The organism is Cystobacter fuscus DSM 2262 (assembly GCF_000335475.2).
GTDB classification, from domain to species: Bacteria; Myxococcota; Myxococcia; order Myxococcales; family Myxococcaceae; genus Cystobacter; species Cystobacter fuscus.
Genome location: NZ_ANAH02000018.1, coordinates 48,444 through 67,501, shown reverse-complemented (window position 1 = coordinate 67,501; position 19,058 = coordinate 48,444). Strand labels below are relative to the sequence as shown.

The window sequence follows — 19,058 nt, the reverse complement described above, 5'->3', positions numbered from 1 at the left end:
GGGGCGGCGGATGTGGTGGTGCAACCCCAGCCGTAATGACTTCTTTGGATGGAAAAGGAGTACTCGGCAGAGGGCGGGCTGGTGTTACCTGCCGCATCCGTCGCGGTGGCGGAAATGAGATGAGGACCGAACCCTAGTGCGGTGGCCGGCGTGAATCTCCAGACCCCCGCTGCGTCGGCCAGGACTGGCTCTTCTACCCCAATCCCATCCAGCCACACCGTCACCTTGCTGTTTGGCTCCGCGCTGCCGCCAATGACTGGCATTGAGGTGCTAGCGGAGGACCCAGGCGAGTTCACCTCGGGCGCACTCGGCGCTCTGGAGTCGATCGTGAAGACGCTGAAGTTGGACGTAGCGCTGACATTGCCCACGGAGTCCGTGGCGGTGGCGCTGACGGGGTTGAGCCCCTCGGGCAGAGCGGTGGCTGGGACGAAGCTCCAGGCGCCCGTGGTGTCTGCTGTGAAACGACCTACCTCTTTTTCGCCCAGAAGCACGATGACTGTACTGCCCGGCTCCGCCGTGCCGCGAATGACTGGCTGAGGGTTGTTGACGAGGGATCCACCCTCAGGCTCAATCACCCTGGGCGCATTCGGCGCCACGGAGTCGATCGTGAAAATACAAGACTCGGATTGAACGCTGACGATGCCCACCGCATTCGTGGCGGAGGTCTCGAGTCGGTGGTTGCCCTGAACCAGCGAAGTACTTGGGACGAATTCCCACGGTCCATGCTCCGCCTTGGTTGTACCCGCCACTGCCCCATCCAGCCACACCGTCACCATGTTACCGGCCTCCGCCGTGCCGCGAATCGTTGGCCGCGTGGTGTTGACGAGCGCACCAGCCCCAGGCGCGCTCACCTTGGGAGCTTCCAGCGGAGGCCCGTTCACGAGCACCAACTGCCCACCGTGTATGGCATTGGTCATCACAGAAAGGATGTAATAGCCGTCCCGCACGCTCGGCGTCCCCACGACCACTTCCGTATCGGAGACCGAGGCCAGGTGTGTTACACGTGTCAGGGCGCCTCCCTCCAGCGCCAACAAGCTGACCAGGGGAAGGTTCGTGGCGGAACTCTGGGCGTTACCACTGCTTGCCTCCGATAGACCTCGCAAGCGGCTCCCAGTAATGTGGAGTACTTTACCCCGTCGTTGCTCGGCTGGTGGGGTGATGACGGGGCGCCACTCCTGGCGAATGCCTGTATCTTCGTACATATCCACGCTGGGGCTATAGCCTCCTGTGATCAGCACCTTGCCCGAGGGCAACAGCGTCGCCGTGTGGCCCTCGCGGGCCTCAGTCATAGCCCCCGTGGAACTCCACGCCCCCGTGGCCGGGTCGTACTCCTCCGTGCTGGCAGTAGAGTTGCTTGCGCCATAGCCTCCAGTGACCAGCACTATGCCTGAGGGCAACAGCGTCGCCGTGTGGCCCTCGCGAGCCGTGGCCAGAGCCCCCGTGGAACTCCACGCCCCCGTGGCTGGGTCATACACCTCCGCGCTGGCGAGGGAAGCGTAGTCTGCCCCCCGGCCACCGGAGACCAGGACCTTGCCCGAGGGCAACAGCGTCGCCGTATGGCCCACGCGGGCCGTAACCAGAGCCCCCGTGGGACTCCACGCCCCCGTGGCCGGGTCGTACTCCTCCGCGCTGTCGAGAAAGCCATTTGATTCCCAGCCACCGGAAACCAGCACCTTGCCCGACGGCAACAGCGTCGCCGTGTGTCTGGAGCGGGCCGTAACCAGAACCCCCGTGGAACTCCACGCCCCCGTGGCCGGGTCATACACCTCCGCGCTGGCGAGGGAAGCGTAGTCTGCCCCCAGGCCACCGGAGACCAGGACCTTGCCCGAGGGCAACAGCGTCGCCGTATGGCCCCTGCGAGCCTCAGTCAGAGCCCCCGTGAAACTCCACTCCTCCGTGACCGGGTCATACACCTCCACACTGGCGAGGGGGACACTCAAGTTCCAGCCGCCGGTGACCAGCACCTTGCCCGACGGCAACAGCGTCGCCGTGTGGCCATTGCGGGCCGTGGCCAAAGCACCCGTGGGGCTCCACTCCCCCGTGGCCGGGTCGTACACCTCTACGCTGGCGATAGAGCCACTCCAGTGCAAACCTCCGGAGACCAGGACCTTGCCCGAGGGCAACAGCGTCGCCGTGAGGCCCATCCTGCGAGCCTCAGTCAGAGCACCCGTGGAACTCCACACCCCTAAGTCCAGGTCGTACACCTCCGCGGTGGCGAGAGAGCCACTTGGACTATCTCCTCCGGAGACCAGGACCTTGCCCGAGGGCAACAGCGTCGCCGTGTGATAGTAGCGGGGCATGGTCAGGGAGTCCGTGGAACTCCAGCGCTCCGTATCCGGGTCATACACTTCCACACTGGGGAGATAGCTAATTGAGCCCCTGCCTCCGGTGACCAACACCTTCCCCGAAGGAGACAGCGTGGCCGTGTGGCCCCTGCGCGCCATGGCCAGAACGCTCGTGAGGCGCCACGCTCCCGTGACCGGGTCATACACCTCCGCACTGGTGAGGGAGCCACGTGAACCATAACCTCCGGTGACCAGCACCTTGCCTGAGGGCAACAGCGTCGCCGTGTGGCTGGAGCGGGCCATGGCCAGAACTCCCGTGGGTCTCCACGCCCTCGTAGCCGGGTCGTACTCCTCCGTGCTGGCGAGAGAGCCGCTTGGGCCACGGCCTCCGGAGACCAGCACCTTGCCCGAGGGCAACAGCGTCGCCGTGTGGCCCCTTCGAGTCTCAGTCAGAGCACCCGTGGAACTCCACACCTCCGTGGCCGGGTCGTACTCCTCTGTGCTGGCGAGACGGCCATGTGGGCCATTACCTCCGGAGACCAGCACCTTGCCCGAGGGCAACAACGTCGCCGTGTGGCCTACTCGGGCCTCAGTCAGAGCGGCCGTGGGGCGCCACTTCCCCGTGGTCGGGTCGTACACCTCCGCGCTGGCGAGAGAACCACTTGGACTATCTCCTCCGGTGACCAGCACTATGCCCGAGGGCAACAGCGTCGCCGTGTGGTTATAGCGAGCCGTAGCCAGAGCACCCGTGGGGCGCCACTCCCCCGTGGCCGGGTCGTACTCCTCCGTGCTGGCGAGGTGACCTCTTGGGCCACAGCCGCCGGTGACCAGCACCTTGCCCGAGGGCAACAAAGTCGCCGTGTGGCCATAGCGGGCCGAGACCATCTCACCCGAGGAACTCCACCCCGCCCCTGGGTCATACATCTCCGCGCTGGCGAGAGGGCCACTCCAACCCTCGCCGCCGGTGACCAGCACCTTGCCCGAAAGCAACAGCGTCGCCATGTGTCCATAGCGGGCCGTGCCCAGAACCCCCGTGGAACTCCACACCCCCGTGGCCGGGTCGTACACCTCCACGCTGTCGAGGGAACCACTTGGGCCATAGCCACCGGTGACCAGCACTATGCCCGAGGGCAACAGCGTCGCCATGTGGCCCCTGCGAGCCTCAGTCAGAACCCCCGTGGAACTCCACTCCTCCGTGACCGGGTCATACACCTCCACACTGGCGAGGAGGACACTCAAGTTCCGGCCGCCGGAGACCAGCACCTTGCCGGAGGGCAACAGCGTCGCCGTGTGGCCCTCGCGAGCCGTGGCCAAAGCACCCGTGAAGCTCCACTCCTCCGTGACTGGGTCATACACCTCCGCGCTGGCGAGGGAGCCACTTGAGCCCCAGCCACCGGTGACCAGCACTATGCCCGAGGACAATAGCGTCGCCGTGTGGCCATAGCGGGCCTCAGTCAGATCACCCGTGGGGCGCCACTCCCCCGTGGCCGGGTCGTACATCTCCGCACTTGCGAGGGAGCCACTTGAGCCCCAGCCGCCGGTGACCAGCACCTTGCCCGAAGGCAACAGCGTCGCCGTATGGCCCACGCGGGCCATGGCCAGAGTGCCCGTGGAACTCCAGTCCTCAATGACCGGGTCACGCACCTCCACGCTGGCGAGAGGGCCACTCCACCCCTCGCCGCCGGTGACCAGCACCTTGCCCGAAGGCAACAGCGTCGCCGTGTGGCCCCATCGAGCAGTGGCCAGAACACCCGTGGGGCTCCATTCCCCCGTCCCCGGGTCGTACACCTCCGCGCTGTCGAGGGAGGCGTCTTCTGCGTCCTGCCCTCCGGTGACCAGCACCTTGCCCGAGGACAACAGCGTCGCCGTGTGGCCACTGCGAGCCGTGGCTAGAGCGCCCGAGGGGCTCCACTGCCCACCGGGCGTCGCCTGAAGACCCTTGGGCTCGAACTGCTCCCGGTGCAAAGCTCTGTCCCGCGACACCTCACCGCAAGCCAGCCACAGCAGCGCCGAGGCAAGAGCCAGCCGCGCAACAACCTCCACCCCTGTTCTTGGCGAAGATGGCATGAATGTTTCCTTCCGCTGTTATGTGTTTTCTCAGCTTGAGGCCTGCCAGGGCTCAGGGAAACAGGCCCACGCCCACCGAGACCAGCACCGACTGCGACGTGTACGGACTCCTCCCGGTGAAGAAGCGCTCGTAGGCCACATCCGCGAAGGCGAACATGCGGGAGTTCCACTGCACGTCCACGCCGAGGGCCCCTCGTCCACTCACTCCCCCCATGAAGTGGGGCACCTCTTGCTCATCCTTTTCTCCAAAGCACACCGTGGTGCCCACCCTCGCATAGGGCCGCACCCACCCCAGCGTGAGTGGGTGGAATTGCCCCTCGACCCTGAGCCCCGGCGAGTTCTGCACCAGCGCCGTCAGCACGCCTCCCAACTTCTCGCGGGTGTACCCCACGCTCACGGCGGGAGCGAAGGGATAGACGGAGGGGATGAGCTCGAGCCCAAGCAAATCCGCCTCGCCGCGCACGCCCACGCTCCATCCATACCGCCGCGGTGGGGGGCGAGGCACCACGGGCCCCCGAGGGCCAGAACTCTGCTCCAACTCCTTGGCCAGCAACTCCTTGTCCGCGGGCAGCCCCAGGGTGTTGCGGGCCTGCTCGAAGAGCTTGCGCAAGCGCCTGGAGCCCTGCACGGGCAGCTGTGCCTCCTTGTTCAGCGTCAGGGCCTCCTTGAAGGACTCCAGCGCATTGCCCTGGGCCAGTTCCGCCTGGAGCACGCCCTGCATGAGCTTGAGCCAGAGCACCTCCTGGGTCCCATTGGACTTCCACTCCAGGGCCTTCTCCAGCTTGGACTGGGCCTCCTCGTACTTCGCCTTCTTGTAGAGCTCGGCGATCGTGGAGATGTAGGGGTTCTTGGTGGGCGGAACCTGGATCGTCGAGGACTCCTGCGCGTGGGCGGCGGGGACCGCCAGGCACGTGAGCGCCCCTGTCACCAGGGACAAGGCACGCACTCGCGGCAGCGAGGGAGCCCCATGCCAGGACTTCAACACCGCCGCCCACAGCAACAATGCACTTCGGGAGAAAGAATTCATGGGGTCCATTCTCAAGACAGTGTTCAAACCAGACATCATCCGTTTCCATCGACTCCCGAGGGCGAGTGTGGATGGCCAGGGCCCCCGTGCTCCCGGGAAAGCCCTCTGGCTTCCCGTGAGAGACCAAGTTCCCACGTGAGCCAGATGAGCGCGGTGACGCGCTTCACACTCGGACGGTGAATCGCCGCACAGCGTCCACCCCGGCCACCTCGAGGGCAGGAGGCCCGCCTCCACCGTGTTCACAGGGAGGCCGCCGGCCCGGCGAACCGCCGCCGCACGGCTGGAAGCCTCCACGCACCGAGTCCTACGGCGCGGTGGGTCCACGCCTGCTCGGCTGCTGAGGAGACTTGAGCCGACGCCTGCCAAGAGACCAGGCGAGCACCAACAAGGTCCAGGAGGCAGGAGCGGCGGAGGAGGTGGTGCAACCCCAGCCATAATGACTCCTCTGGACGGCGAACCGGTGCTTGGACGGAGTGCTGGAATTGCCCACGGCATCCGTGGCGAGGGCGGAGACGGAGTGGTACCCAAGTTTTAGCGCCGTAGGGGGGCTGAAGCGCCATTTTCCCGCCGCGTCCACCGTGATCGTCGTGGCATTTTCCTCCTCATCATCCAGCCACACCTTCACCTTGCTCTCCACCTCCGCCGTGCCACTGATGATGGGCGTGGTCGTGTTGACGCTGTCTCCAGGAGTGGTCATGACGGGCGCCGCTGGCGGCACGGAATCGACCATGAAAATGCGCGTCTCCGAGTAAAGACTGACATTACCCACCTTGTCCGCGGCTGTGGCCTTGACCTGGCGGTTGCCTTGCTCCAACAGTGTCTCCGGGATGAACTTCCAGGTCCCCGCCTCACTGGCCACAGCGCGCCCTGCTTCTACCCCATCCAACCACACCGTCACCTCGCTATTCGCCTCCGCCGTGCCACTAATGATGGGTGTGGCCGTGTTGACGCTGTCCCCAGGGGTGAGCATGACGGGCGCTGCTGGCGGCACCGAGTCGACCATGAAGCCGCGTGTCTCGGAGGCAGGACTGACATTGCCTGCCTTGTCCGTGGCGGTGGCCTTGACCCGGCGGTAGCCTTGCTCCAACAGGGTCTCAGGCATGAAAGCCCAGACCCCTGCCCTGTTGGCCAAAGTGCTCCCTGCTTCTGTCCCATCCAGCCACACCGTCACCTTGCTCTCTACCTCCGCCTTTCCACTAATGAGGGGTGTGGCCGTGTTGACGCTATCCCCAGGGGAGGTCATGACGGGCGCATCTGGCCGCGCCGAGTCGACCATGAAGCCGCGTGTCTCGGAGGCAGGACTGACATTACCTATTTTGTCCGTAGCGGTGGTATGGAATTCGTGGGGTCCCTCAGCCAATGCAGTGGCCGGCTTGAAGAACCATTGTCCCTCCTTGTTTGTATCGACTGTCCCTTCCTTTTTACCATCCAGCCACAGCGCCACCGTGACCTCCGCACCCGCCGTGCCTTCGATGGTGGGCCGCGTGTTGTTGACGAACGATCCCTCCAGTGGTGCGGTCACAGCGGGTGCTGCCAGAGGAGGCCCCTCCACGAGCACCAACTGCCCACCATGGATGGCGTTAGTCATCACGGAAAGGATATAGTAGCCGTTCGGCACGCTCGGCATCCGCACGGCCACATCCGTATCGAAGACCGAGTCCAGGAGTGTTACACGTGTCAGCGCTCCTCCCTCCAATGCCAAGAGACTGACGAGGGGAAGATTCGTGGCGGAACTCTGCGTGTTGCCGCTGCTTGCCTCCGAGGGAGCTCGTAAACGGCTCCCGGTGATGTGGAACAGCTCACCCGGTTGTTGCTGGGCGGGCGAGGTAATGATGGGACGCCACTCCTCGCGAACTCCCGTGTCCTCGTACACCTCCGCGCTGGCGAGGTAGTAGCCTGGGCTATCCCCTCCGGAGACCAGCACCTTGCCGGAGGGCAACAGCGTCGCCGTGTGGCTGGAGCGAGCCGTGGCCAGGGCGCCCGTGGGGCTCCATTCCCCCGTCCCCGGGTCGTACACCTCCGCGCTGTCGAGACGGCCACTCGAGTCCTCCCCTCCGGAGACCAGCACCTTGCCGGAGGGCAACAGCGTCGCCGTGTGGTTGTCGCGGGCCGTGGCCAGGGCGCCCGTGGGGCTCCATTCCCCCGTCCCCGGGTCGTACACCTCCGCGCTGTCGAGACGGCCACTCCAGCCCACTCCTCCGGAGACCAGCACCTTGCCGGAGGGCAACAGCGTCGCCGTGTGGCCATAGCGAGCCGTGTCCAGGGCGCCCGTGGGGCTCCATTTTCCCGTCCCCGGGTCGTACACCTCCGCGCTGGAGAGGAGAGGGCTACTCCAGTCCCCCCCTCCGGAGACCAGCACCTTGCCGGAGGGCAACAGCGTCGCCGTGTGGTTTATGCGAGCCGTGTCCAGGGCGCCCGTGGGGCTCCATTCCCCCGTCCCCGGGTCGTACACCTCCGCGCTGGCGAGAGTGCCGTCATCTGAGTCCCCCCCCCCTCCGGAGACCAGCACCTTGCCGGAGGGCAACAGCGTCGCCGTGTGCCAACGGCGAGCCGTGGCCAGGACGCCCGTGGAGCTCCATTCCCCCGTCCCCGGGTCGTACACCTCCGCGCTGGCGAGATCGCCACTCCAGTCGTACCCGCCCCCTCCGGAGACCAGCACCTTGCCGGAGGGCAACAACGTCGCCGTGTGCGAACCGCGAGCCGTGGCCAGGGCGCCCGTGGGGCTCCATTTTCCCGTCCCCGGGTCGTACACCTCCGCGCTGGCGAGCAAGCCATTTGAACCCCGACCTCCGGAGACCAGCACCTTGCCGGAGGGCAACAGCGTCGCCGCGTGCGAACCGCGAGCAGTGGCCAGGGCGACCGTGGGGCTCCATTCCCCCGTCCCCGGGTCGTACACCTCCGCATTTGAACCCAGACCTCCGGAGACCAGCACCTTGCCGGAGGGCAACAGCGTCGCCGTGTGCCCACGGTGAGCCGTGGCCAGGGCGACCGTGGGGCTCCATTCCCCCGTCTCCGGGTCGTACACCTCCGCGCTGGCGAGAGGGCCACTCGAGTCCTCCCCTCCGGAGACCAGCACCTTGCCGGAGGGCAACAGCGTCGCCGTGTGCCAACGGCGAGCCTTGGCCAGGGCGCCCGTGGGGCTCCATTTTCCCGTCCCCGGGTCGTACACCTCCGCGCTGGAGAGGAAGCCGACGCCTGAGCCGAAGCTGATGAACTCTCTCCCTCCGGAGACCAGCACCTTGCCGGAGGGCAACAGCGTCGCCGTGTGGCCATAGCGAGCCGTGGCCAGGGCGCCCGTGGGGCTCCATTCCTTCGTCCCCGGGTCGTACACCTCCGCGCTGGAGAGGGAGTCACCATCCCAGCCCTCTCCTCCGGAGACCAGCACCTTGCCGGAGGGCAACAGCGTCGCCGTGTGGCTGTTGCGAGCCGTGTCCAGGGCGACCGTGGGGCTCCATTTTCCCGTCCCCGGGTCGTACACCTCCGCGCTGGAGAGGGAGACGTACCCTCCTTCCCCTCCGGAGACCAGCACCTTGCCGGAGGGCAACAGCGTCGCCGTGTGGCCCGTGCGATCCGTGTCCAGAGCGCCCGTGAGGCTCCATTCCCCCGTCCCCGGGTCATACACCTCCGCGCTGGCGAGACGGTCACTGGAGCCCCAGCCTCCGGAGACCAGCACCTTGCCGGAGGGCAACAGCGTCGCCGTGTGGCCCTCGCGAGCCGTGGCTAGAGATTTCGTAGGGCGCCACTGCCCACCGGGCGTCGCCTGAAGACCCAACTGCTCCCAGTGCAGTGCGCCGTCCCGCGACACCTCACCGCAAGCCAACCACAGCAACGCCGAGGCCAGGACCAACCGCGCAACCACGTCCACCCCAGGTCTTGGTGTGGATGCCATGACTGTCTCCTTTGAGTGGATGGCCAAGGGTCCCGTTCCCCGGGACTACCCGCTGGCTTTCCATGAGTGACCACGTTGCCACGTGAATCGCTTGGGCTCGGTGACGCGCTTCACACCTGGAAAGTGAGATGCATCACTGCATCCTCCCAGGCCGCCTCGGAGCTGATAGCGCGAGGTGGCCTGACAACGCTAACGGCCACTTCTTCCGTGTCAGGGTAGACTCCGGGGCCATGCTCCGCCACCCTGCCCCTGGCTCCGTCCTCCTCCTGCTCCTGCTGTCCAGCCCCGGGCTGTCGGGGTGTCTCAGCGAGCAGGAGAAGAACGTCCGGCGACTCCTGGAGACGCGGGAGTGCGAGGGCTGCACGCTCACGGGCGCCATGCTCGAGGGGGCGGACCTCGAAGGGGTGCGCCTCGCCAATGCCAGGTTGGAGGATGCGAAGCTGGCCCGGGCTCGCCTGCGCAACGCCGATCTGCGCGGCGCCATCCTGACGCGCGCCCAGGCCCAGGGGGCCGACCTGCGGGGCGCTCGGCTCGACGACATCTACCTGGAGAACGCGCAGCTCCAAGGGGCCAACCTGGAGGGCGCCGACCTGCGCACCGCGCGCGCGTTGGAGTCCGTCAACTTCGAGCGGGCCAACCTCCGGGGCCTCAACCTCGAGGAGCACAGCCTGCATGGCCCCCTGGGGCTCCACCGCCGCTCCGAGCGGTTCCACGCCTACGACGTCTCGAGCGGAGGCGCGCTCCTCATGGGCGCGGATCTCTCGGGGGCGAAGCTCCGAGCCACCACCCTCGTGCGCTGCAACCTCGAAGGGGCCATCCTCCGAGGCGCCGATCTGCGCGATGCCAACCTGGAAGGAGCCAACCTGCGGGGGGTGGATCTGACGGAGGCCAGGCTGTCGGGCGCCACCTGGGAGGATGGCGGCGAGTGTGGCCGCAACGCCGTGGGGAGTTGCCGCCCCGCGCCGCGTTGAGGCGGACCCCAGCCCGGCCAGGCACCTAGCGCTTCAGGGTATTGAACTGCGCCTCCAAGGCCTGCTGCACTTCCAGATACAGCGCCTGCCGGCTGGTGGAGTGCGCGACGACCGCCAGGTAGCCCAGGCTGCCCATGGGGGGTGGAGGCGGAGGCACGGGTGGCTTCGACTCGCCTGCCTTCGCGGCCGGAGTCTTCTGTTTGCACGTACAGTCGAGCTCGGCCTTCTGTTCGGGTTTGCTCGCCGTCTTGGCGGGTGCCACGGTCGGCACCTCCAGCTGCCCGCAGTCCCGCTCCTTGATGATGAGGGCGTAGTTCTCCAGCACCTGCACGAACTTCAAGAAGAGATCATTGGCCGCGGAGCCGCCTCCCAGCTTCTTGTTCAGCCAGTTCGTGTTCCGCAACAGGCCTTCATACCAGTCCACCAGCGAGGCCCATTCGGTCGCCTTGGCGCGCATGGGCTCCACGTGCGCCAGGAGCGTGAAGAGCAGGTCCCTCAGCTCGTACACGGAGTTCGTCTGTGCGTAGCGTGCCTCGATGCCTTCCAGCCGCTTGATGAACTTGTTGAACGCGACGTCCTTTCCCTTCGTGCTGTAGGGATCCTTGATGGAGATGTCCAGCGGGACGATGCGGGACGCGAACGGCGTGTTGCGCAGCTGGGCGTCCGGGACGGCGCTCGTGTTGTCGAACTTGAACATCTGCTCGCGGAGGAGCTGAACCACCAGGTTCCACAGGGGCCCCTGCAAGGTCTTGCGATCCACCGAGATGAATTTGACCAGCGGCTCGAGGAAGTCGACGACGTGCAGGTCGTCGAAGACCTTCATCAGGGGGAACTGGCCGCTGGCCAGGCGCGTCTTGAAGGCCGCCTCCATCTTCTTGAGTCCCCCCTGCAGCTTGTTCAGCTCGGCGCGGAACTGCGCGGCGAGCGGGGCACTCATCACCTGGCGATGGACCTTCCCCGACGGATCCAGCTCCTTGGGCACCGGGAAGTCGAGGCCCACGTTGAGCTTGTTGACGAGCTGCTGCAACGCGACGAACACCTCGTTGAGACGCCCCAGCAGGCGCAGGACCGCGCCGTAGAACCAGGTGCCCTTGTCCTTGTCGAGCATCAACGTGAGGTCGATCTTCCAACTGGGATCCATGTCCTTCACGCTCACCGACTTGATGAGCGACTCGAAGTGCTGACGATCGAACCCCAGGCCATTGGTCAGGCACTGAAGCTTGCAGGTGAGCTGATCGACACCCGCCAGCTTCAGCACGTTCGTCATCGGTTCCAGCGAGAAGTCGGCGATGACCCGTTGGGTGAGATCGTATCTGCAGAAGACATTGAGGATGCGGCAGTCCTTGTCGAAGGCGCCGGTGTCCACCGGATGCAGCTGCGTGAAGAAGGGCGTGGACAGGTAGGTGATGCTGCGAATCTTCCAGTGCTTCGGCCAGGCTTTGGAGTGCGCGGCTTCGCGCGTGAGCTCGTTGATGACGTTGCCGCCGTGCGAGTGACCGATGAGGTGGAAGGAGACCTCGCTGTTGAGCAGTGCCTTGTAGTAGGCCTTCTGGCCAGCGCCCCCGCACAGGCGGTTGGCGAGGTAGGCCCCGGCGACCTTCCGGTTGGCCGCCGCGTTGTCCCCGGTCCACCCGTGCGCGGTGAAGAGGTGCAGGTTGGTGTACTTCTTCTGGAGCAGCTTGAGCGCCTTGAGCAGCTCCGGGTTGTCCCGCCAGTACCAGTCCGGGTCCTTCTCGAGCGCGGTGTTCTGGTAGCTGGCGGAGCGTGACTGGAGAGCCGTATTGCCGGGATCCGTCGTGCCCCCCACCATGACCACGATATTGGGGACGTCCTTGTGGGCCATAAGGACAGTCTACCACCGAACACTCGTGGGATGGCCAGGGAGGGGCTACTTGCGCGAGGCCACCGCGCCGGAGAGGTCGGGCGGCGTGACGGGCGGCGGGGTTCCCAGGTTCGGATCGGTGATGCTGTCGACGACGGCCACCATGTCACCCACCTTCAGCGCGTCGGCGAGGACGATGATGTCGGCGTTGTCGTGGCGGACGCACCCATGCGAGACATCCTCCCCGAGGTCGGCGGGAGCGCTGGTGCCATGCAGCTCCTCGCCCGAGCGCGAGCCATCGGCCCACGACAGGTCGATGATGCGCGGCCCGAAGACGGGGCCGCCCCACAGCTTCTTGCCGAGCTCGCGCGACTGCGCCTCGTTGAGCTTGCCCGTCACCTTCTTCAGACCAGGGTCCGTGCGGGTGGTGCCCGTGCCCACGGCGTTGCCGAAGATGGACTGGAGCCGGCCCAGGACGTCGAAGAGGAAGGTGCGGTGCTCGTCCTTCACCACCACCACGCGCACGGGCGTGCCCTTGTACTGGGGCGGGGGCAGGCGCTGCGTCTGGCCGCGCTGACCCGGAGCCGGGGCGAGCGCATCGAGGGCGCGCAGGGTGGCGACGTCCACGGTGCCGGTGGGCTGCACCCCGGGAAAGGCCGAGCGGGCATGCACCTGGAAGTTGCGCACGGCCTTGGCCGACTGCGCGCCAAAGATGCCATCCGCGCCACCCCCGGGGACGCTGAAGCCCATGTCGAGGAGGGCCTGCTGCACGGCGCGCACACCCGCTCCCTTCGAGCCCTTGGCGAGCGGCGACTGGCCGGCGAGCACCCCCGCCAACTCCGGCACGGGGGCGAAGCGCGCGTTGAGCAAGGGGGGCTGACCGCCAGCACCGGCCGCGGGCGCGGCGGCGGGGGGCGTCGAGGAACCAGCGGAATCCGTGGGCATGGAGCACCTCGTTCAGAAGAGAGTGGACGCCCCCGAGCCTAGATCAGCTGAGCCCTCTTCTCCTCCTCGCGCGCTCCGGATAGCTGAAAGCTCCTGGGCGAAGCCGGACGGTAGAGCCCACGAGGAAGTGGGGCGGGACGTCGATTCCCTGGTACGGGTGACCCATTTCGTATTATGCTCGTAATCTCAAAAAAGAAGGGTCCGCCCAGACACGCCGAGGAGAAGTCATGACCAATCCCATCCCCTCCCCCAAGACCACGCGGCACCTCCAGGACATGGAGAAGATGCTCCGGGGAGAACTGCCCCCTCCTCCGATCGCTCGACTCCTGGGGCTGCTGCTCACCAGCGTCGAGCCGAGCCGTGTCGTCATGGAGCTGGACGCCTCGGCGCGCCATGCCAATCCCATGGGGACGCTGCACGGGGGAGTGATCTGCGACCTGGCCGATCTGGCGATGGGCGCGGCCATGTCCACGACGCTCGAGGACGAGGAGAGCTTCACCACGCTCGATCTCACGACGAAGTTCCTCAAGCCCATCTGGAACGCGCGCCTGCGCGCGACCGGACGTGTGGTCAAGCGGACGCGAACGCTCGGGCTGATCGAGTGCGAGGTCGAGGACGACAAGGGCAGCCTCGTGGCCAAGGTGTTCAGCTCGTGCATGGTCCTGCGTGGAGACGAGGCCCGCGGGCGCTGACGGCTACGAGCGCGCCGGGTCGAGCGGAAGCTCCAGCGTGGTCACGGCGCCCCGGCCGGGACCCTCGCTCTCGATCAACAGGCGGCCCTTGAGCAGTTGTGCCGCCAACGCGCTGGAGTGCAGACCGAAGCCGTGGCCGTCCTTGCGCGTGGTGAAGCCGTGGGAGAACAGCTTGTCCTTCACCTCGGGGGCAATGCCCACGCCATCATCCACCACCTGGATGCGGACCACCGGCCCCTCCGTCTTCATCCTCACCCACAGGTTGCGCTGGCCCTCGGGCATCGGCTCCAGCGCCTGTTTGGCGTTGCTGATGAGGTTGATGAGGATTTGCAGCACCTTGTGCTTGTCCGCCCTCACCCGCGGCACCGCCGACAGCTCCCGGTGCAGGGTGATTCCATGGCGCTGCAAGCCCTCCAGTTGGATGCGCAGCGCGTCGTCGATGAGCCGCGGCAGCTCGCACTCCTCCGTCATCAGCGACCGCTTCGCATACGTCTGTTGCACCTGGACGATGGCGCGGATGTGCTCGATGTGCCGGTTCATCGCATCCAGGTCCTCCATCAGGCGCGTCTGCTCCTTCACCAACTCCTCGCCCAGCGCCCCCAGGTAGTCCGGCAGGTGTCTGCCCTGGGGGCTGCTCGTCAGGAAGTCCACCAGGTTCTCTCGCTGCTCCAGCAGGAGCGCCGCCGCCTGCTTCACGCGGCCCACGCGCAGCGAGCCCACCGCCTTGCGCATCACCTCGAGGTTGACGACGGCGCTGGTGAGCACGTTGCCCACGTTGTGCAGCACGTTGGCGGCGACCTCCGCCATGCCCACCTCGCGCGCCGTGTCCACCAGCCGGGCCTGGGCCTGCTTGAGCTCGCGGGTGCGCGCCTCTACCCGCTGCTCCAGCTCTTCATTCGCCCGGTGCAGCTCCATCCTGGCGCGTTGGACATCCTCGTAGAGCCGGGCGTTCTCGATGGAGATGGCCGCCTGGGAGGCCAGGTGTCCCAGCAGCACCAGGCGCACCGGGCTGAAGGCATTGGTCGCCAGGTTGTTCTCCAGGTACAGCACTCCGCAGAACTGCTCCTGCCGCAACAGGGGCAGACACAGCACCGAGCGCGCGCCGCTGTGCGTCAGGTAGGTGTCCGAATAGAAGGGATGAGGCTTGGAGGCATCGCCGATGAGCACGTGCTCCCTCGTGCGCCGCACGTAGGAGAGCAGCGACCAGGGCAGCGCGGGGGCCGTCCCCTTCGCCGGAGCATCCGAGGTGGCCGCCACCGAGAGCGAGTCCCCTTCGGGCAGCAACAGGGCGCCGCGCTGGGCCCCCGCGTTCTCGATGGCCGCGTGCAGCAGCGTCTTCACCAGACGCTCCAGCTCGATCTCACTGGAGACGGCCTGCTGGGCCTTGACGAGCGTGAGCGCGTCGATCCGGGTCGACTCCGTGCTGCTGGTGGTCAGCGCCTCCTCGGTGTTCGCCAGGGCGGAGAGGTGGGGCCAGAGCGACTCCAGGTGCTGCACCTTGCCCTGGGCGCCCCACTGCCGGTAGGCCGCCCGGGCCTCGCGGGCGAAGGCATGGGAGACGATGGGGGCCCGCCGCGTGCGCCAGAAATTCGCGGCCAGCTCGCTGGCCAGTGCCACGTACTGGGTGGCCCCGTTCTCTCGCGCCGATTGGATGGCATCTTCGTAGGCGCATGTCGCCTCATCCGGCCGTCCCGCGAGACGGGCCAGCTCCGCGGACACCAGCCGCTCGAGCGCGTGGAAGTTCTCGGGGCAATTCTCCGCCCACTCCGCGAGCCGCCGGTGGTGGCCCTGGATGCTCTCGAGCAACCGCTGCTGCTCCTCGGGGGGGGCGCCCTCGCAGCACGCGGCCAGGGTCAGGGCGCGGTAGAGGTGGAACTCGCGGAAGTAGAGAATGCCGTTGTTGGCCCGCAGGAGCTCGGCCGCCTTGTCCGCGGCCCTGCGGGCTTCCGCGTAGTCGCCGCACATGAAGCGCGACTGGAGCCTGGTGATCCAGAAGACACGCGTGCTTCTCCTGGGAATGGTCGGCAGTTGGGCCTCGAAGGCCCGCTCATCGAAGTCCTCCCCGTTCAGCGTGCCGAACGAGAGGGTGATTCCGCGCAGTTGCTGCACGTAGCGCTGATTGAGAAGGAGCGACTCCTGGGGATCCAGGAAGCCCGTCTTGCGCAAGAACTCGCCGCGCACGAGCGACTCCTGGTGGACCTCCTCCAGGTTGTGCCCCATGGCCAGGCGGTTGAGGACGATATCCAGGCTGCAATAGGCGGCGGCGGAGACGTTCCCCACCTGAAGCGCGTGATGGAGGCCGCTGAGGGCGAGTTCCTGCGCCTTGGGAAGGGGCTGGTTCCAGTAGCTGATGAACTGCGAGCTGAGGAGGACATCCGGCCGAACGAAGGCCAGATTGTACCGCTCGACGAATTCTTGGGCGAGCCGCGCGAAGGCAAGGCCATCCCGGTAGCGATTGAAGAACGAACCGGTGATGACGCCAAACCAGCCGAATCCGAGCGCGGCGGCATCCACCACGCCGTGGCGGAGGGAGAGGCAGACCATCCGGCTCAAGAGGACGACGAGCAGGTGGGGGTTGGTGGAGAACGCGGAATTGAAGAGCTTGAAGAGGGCGCCGATGACCAGCTTCATGTCCGGATCGGTCATGGGGGGCAGCTCGACGAGGCTCGCGATGGGACGCTCCCCCAGCAGGACCCACACCTCCTCATGAGCGGCCACCGCCTCCTCCCAGGTGGGGTCCCGCGGCAACGGCATGCCCAGCAACGCCAGGCATTCCAACATGCAGGCGATGCCTTCCTGGCGCTCGACCGCGGCGAAGTGGACGTCGTGCTTCAAGCCGTAGCAGGCCTCGATGTCCGAACGGGTGCGTGCCCGGGGAAGGAGCTTCTCCACCAGACGGCGCGCCTCGAGGATGTTGCCGCTCATGTACTCACAGCGCGCCTGGGTCAGCTTCAGCTTGAAGGCCAGTGCGGGGTCCGTCTCCCAGGGGTCTCCCGGAATGAGCGGGAAGGCCGTCGCGAAATAGGTGATGGCGGGGCGGAGTGCGACCGCGGCCATGGCCCTGGCACCCGCCTCGGCGTTCAGCCGCGCGAGCTGGTGGCGCTCCGTGGCCTCCTCGATCAGGTTCACCCCGGCGTTGAGCTGGCTGACCACGTCGAAGAGCGACTCGCGCGTCTCGTCCTGGGGCAGGCGCTCGAGCAGCAGGCGGCCGATGCGCAGGTGGATGGCCTCGCGCTCCGCTTCGGAGAGGAGGCGATGGGCCGCCTGCTGGATGCGGTCGTGCAGGAAGCGGTACTTCTCCGGGCCCGCGCGCATCAACATGCCTTCCTGGAACGCGGGCTCGAGTCCTTGCTCCACGTCTCCCTGGTCGGCGAGAAAGCCCAGCATCCGGGGTGAGAAGACATTGCCCACGCACGCCGCCAGGCGCAGCAGGTGCTGCGTGTCCGGGGGGAACTGGCGCAGCTTGTCCACCATGAAGTCGACGATGTTCTCCGAGTAGTCGCGGGTCCGCACCTCCTCCGCGTCCCAATGCCAGCCCGCGCCGGGCACCCGTACCAGCAGGCCATCCTGGTGGAGCGACACCAGCAACTGGAGCAGGAAGAAGGGGTTGCCCCCCGTCTTCTCGTGCACCATCGCCGAGAGGGGGGCGACCACGTCCCTCCCCGCTCCCGGCAGCGTGTCGGCCACCAGGTGCTCCACCTGCGCCACGCTCAGTGGCTCCAGGCGGAGGTTCGTCATCCTCGCCCCCTCCTTGCGAATCCCCTCCAACGCCTGCATCAGCGGGTGCGAGGGGCTCACCTCGTTGTCCCGGTAGGCGCCCATCCACAGCACCGGGGGACTGTCCGGATGGGACAGCAATTGAGCAAGCAATTGCAGACTGGAGAGGTCCGCCCACTGCAGGTCATCCAGGAACACCACCAGGGGCTGCGCCCGGGAGGCGAACACGGCGAAGAACCGGCGGACCACCTGATAGAAGCGGCGCTGGGCCTCGCGCGGGGGCACCTGCTGGAGCGCGGGCTGGGGGCCCACCAGCACCTCCAGCTGGGGCACCAGCTCCACGAGCATCTGGCCGTGGCCCTCCCAGGTGTCGTTCACCTGCTGGCGCCACCGGGTGATGTCCTCCTCGCTCCCCGCGAGCAATTGCTGCACCAGCCCGCGAAGGATCTGCGCCAGGGTGGCGTAGGGAATGTCCCGCTGGAACTGGTCGAACTTGCCACTCAGGAAGAAGCCGCGGCACTGCACCACGGGTTTGTGCAACTCGTTCACCACGGAGGACTTGCCAATGCCCGAGTACCCGCTGACCAGGAACAGCTCCGGCCTTCCCGTGCGCGTCACCCGCTCGAAGCCCTCGAGCAAGGTGGCCACCTGGGCCTCGCGCCCGTAGAGCCGTTGTGGCAGTTGGAACCGGTCGGGCCGGTCCTGGGTGCCCAGCGCGAATACCTCCCGCGTGTCCTCGTTCAACGCCTCGCGGCAGCGCTCCAGGTCCGCCCGCAGGCCCTCGGTGCTCTGGTAGCGCTCCTCGGCCGTCTTCGCCAGCAGCTTGAGGACGAGGGCGGACAGGGCCGGGGGCACCTGGGGGTTGAGCTCGTGCGGAGGCGTGGGCCGCTGCGCCATATGGGCGTGAAACCACTCGAGCGCATCCTTGCCCTGGAAGGGACGACGCCCCGTGAGCAGCTCGTAGAAGGTGACGCCCAGGGAGTAGAAGTCGGTGCGGTAGTCCACCACCCGGTTCATCCGCCCCGTCTGCTCCGGCGACATGTACGCCAGCGTGCCTTCAATCAGGTGCGTCGGCGCCGCGTCCAGGTATTCCACCTTCTGCAGCGTGGCCACGCCGAAGTCGATGAGCCGCGCTTCTCCCGACGGCTCCAGGATGATGTTGGAGGGTTTGATGTCCTTGTGGATGACGTTGCGGCAGTGCACCTCCCCCAGGGTGGACACCAGCGACAGGGCCAGGTTCAAGAAGGAGGACAGCTCCAGGGGCTGTCCCTTCGACATGGCCTCGGACAGGGTCTGCCCCTGCACCCGCTCCAGCAGCAGCACGGGCCGCTCGCCGAGCCGCTCGCAGGCGTAGGGTCTGGCCACGCCCCGCACGTCCCGCAGCCGTTGCAGGATGCCGAACTCCCGCCGGTAACGCTCGCTCTCCATGCGACCTGGAGAGGCCGCCATGGGCGTCTTGAGGATGACGGGCAGGCCATCGGCCTCGCGCACCGCCTGGAACAGCGCGTTCGAGCCCATGGCCCGGAGGATGCCAAGAACCCTGTACCCTGGAATATCCAGCATGAATGCGCACACCCGTTGGCGAGGACCCGGTCCCCATGACGTCGTCGCGCCAGCAAGCCAACCCAACTTACAAGCCTTCG

Annotated in this window: 7 protein-coding genes and 1 pseudogene; 2 read left to right on the top strand and 6 right to left on the bottom strand. The window is 66.9% G+C overall.

The genetic code is table 11. The features are described from left to right. Positions 1 to 62: 62 nt before the first annotated feature. The 3 genes and pseudogenes from D187_RS59305 to D187_RS50510 form a co-directional block, all read right to left on the bottom strand. Positions 63 to 4,352, bottom strand: a pseudogene (locus tag D187_RS59305) (Kelch repeat-containing protein); the annotation flags it as partial. 52 nt (positions 4,353 to 4,404) lie between these two features. Continuing rightward, positions 4,405 to 5,379, bottom strand: coding sequence for a hypothetical protein (locus D187_RS28725; RefSeq protein ID WP_002632732.1), 975 nt, complete (start codon positions 5,377 to 5,379; stop codon positions 4,405 to 4,407). Between the two features lie 304 nt (positions 5,380 to 5,683). Continuing rightward, the gene (locus D187_RS50510) at positions 5,684 to 9,268 is read right to left on the bottom strand and encodes a Kelch repeat-containing protein (RefSeq protein ID WP_020918349.1); all 3,585 of its coding nucleotides are present in this window, start codon (positions 9,266 to 9,268) and stop codon (positions 5,684 to 5,686) included. Between the two features lie 230 nt (positions 9,269 to 9,498). Between D187_RS50510 and D187_RS28715 the strand changes: the two genes are divergently transcribed. Next, positions 9,499 to 10,239 carry a pentapeptide repeat-containing protein gene (locus D187_RS28715; protein WP_002632053.1) on the top strand — a complete coding sequence of 247 codons (741 nt, stop codon included), beginning with the start codon at positions 9,499 to 9,501 and terminating at the stop codon, positions 10,237 to 10,239. A 25-nt stretch (positions 10,240 to 10,264) separates the two neighbouring features. On the opposite strand, the gene D187_RS50505 is transcribed toward D187_RS28715, so the two are convergent. After that, entirely contained in the window at positions 10,265 to 12,082 is a 1,818-nt protein-coding gene (locus tag D187_RS50505) for a lipase family protein (protein ID WP_002632054.1), read from the bottom strand. Between the two features lie 45 nt (positions 12,083 to 12,127). Beyond that, positions 12,128 to 13,006, bottom strand: coding sequence for a L,D-transpeptidase family protein (locus D187_RS28705; RefSeq protein WP_002632055.1), 879 nt, complete (start codon positions 13,004 to 13,006; stop codon positions 12,128 to 12,130). 227 nt (positions 13,007 to 13,233) lie between these two features. On the opposite strand from D187_RS28705, the gene D187_RS28700 reads away from it, so the two are divergent. Beyond that, positions 13,234 to 13,698 (top strand): PaaI family thioesterase, encoded by a 465-nt coding sequence (locus tag D187_RS28700; protein ID WP_002632056.1) that lies wholly within the window; start codon positions 13,234 to 13,236, stop codon positions 13,696 to 13,698. Between the two features lie 3 nt (positions 13,699 to 13,701). On the opposite strand, the gene D187_RS28695 is transcribed toward D187_RS28700, so the two are convergent. Then, positions 13,702 to 18,978 carry a trifunctional serine/threonine-protein kinase/ATP-binding protein/sensor histidine kinase gene (locus tag D187_RS28695; protein WP_002632057.1) on the bottom strand — a complete coding sequence of 1,759 codons (5,277 nt, stop codon included), beginning with the start codon at positions 18,976 to 18,978 and terminating at the stop codon, positions 13,702 to 13,704. Between the last annotated feature and the right edge of the window lie 80 nt (positions 18,979 to 19,058).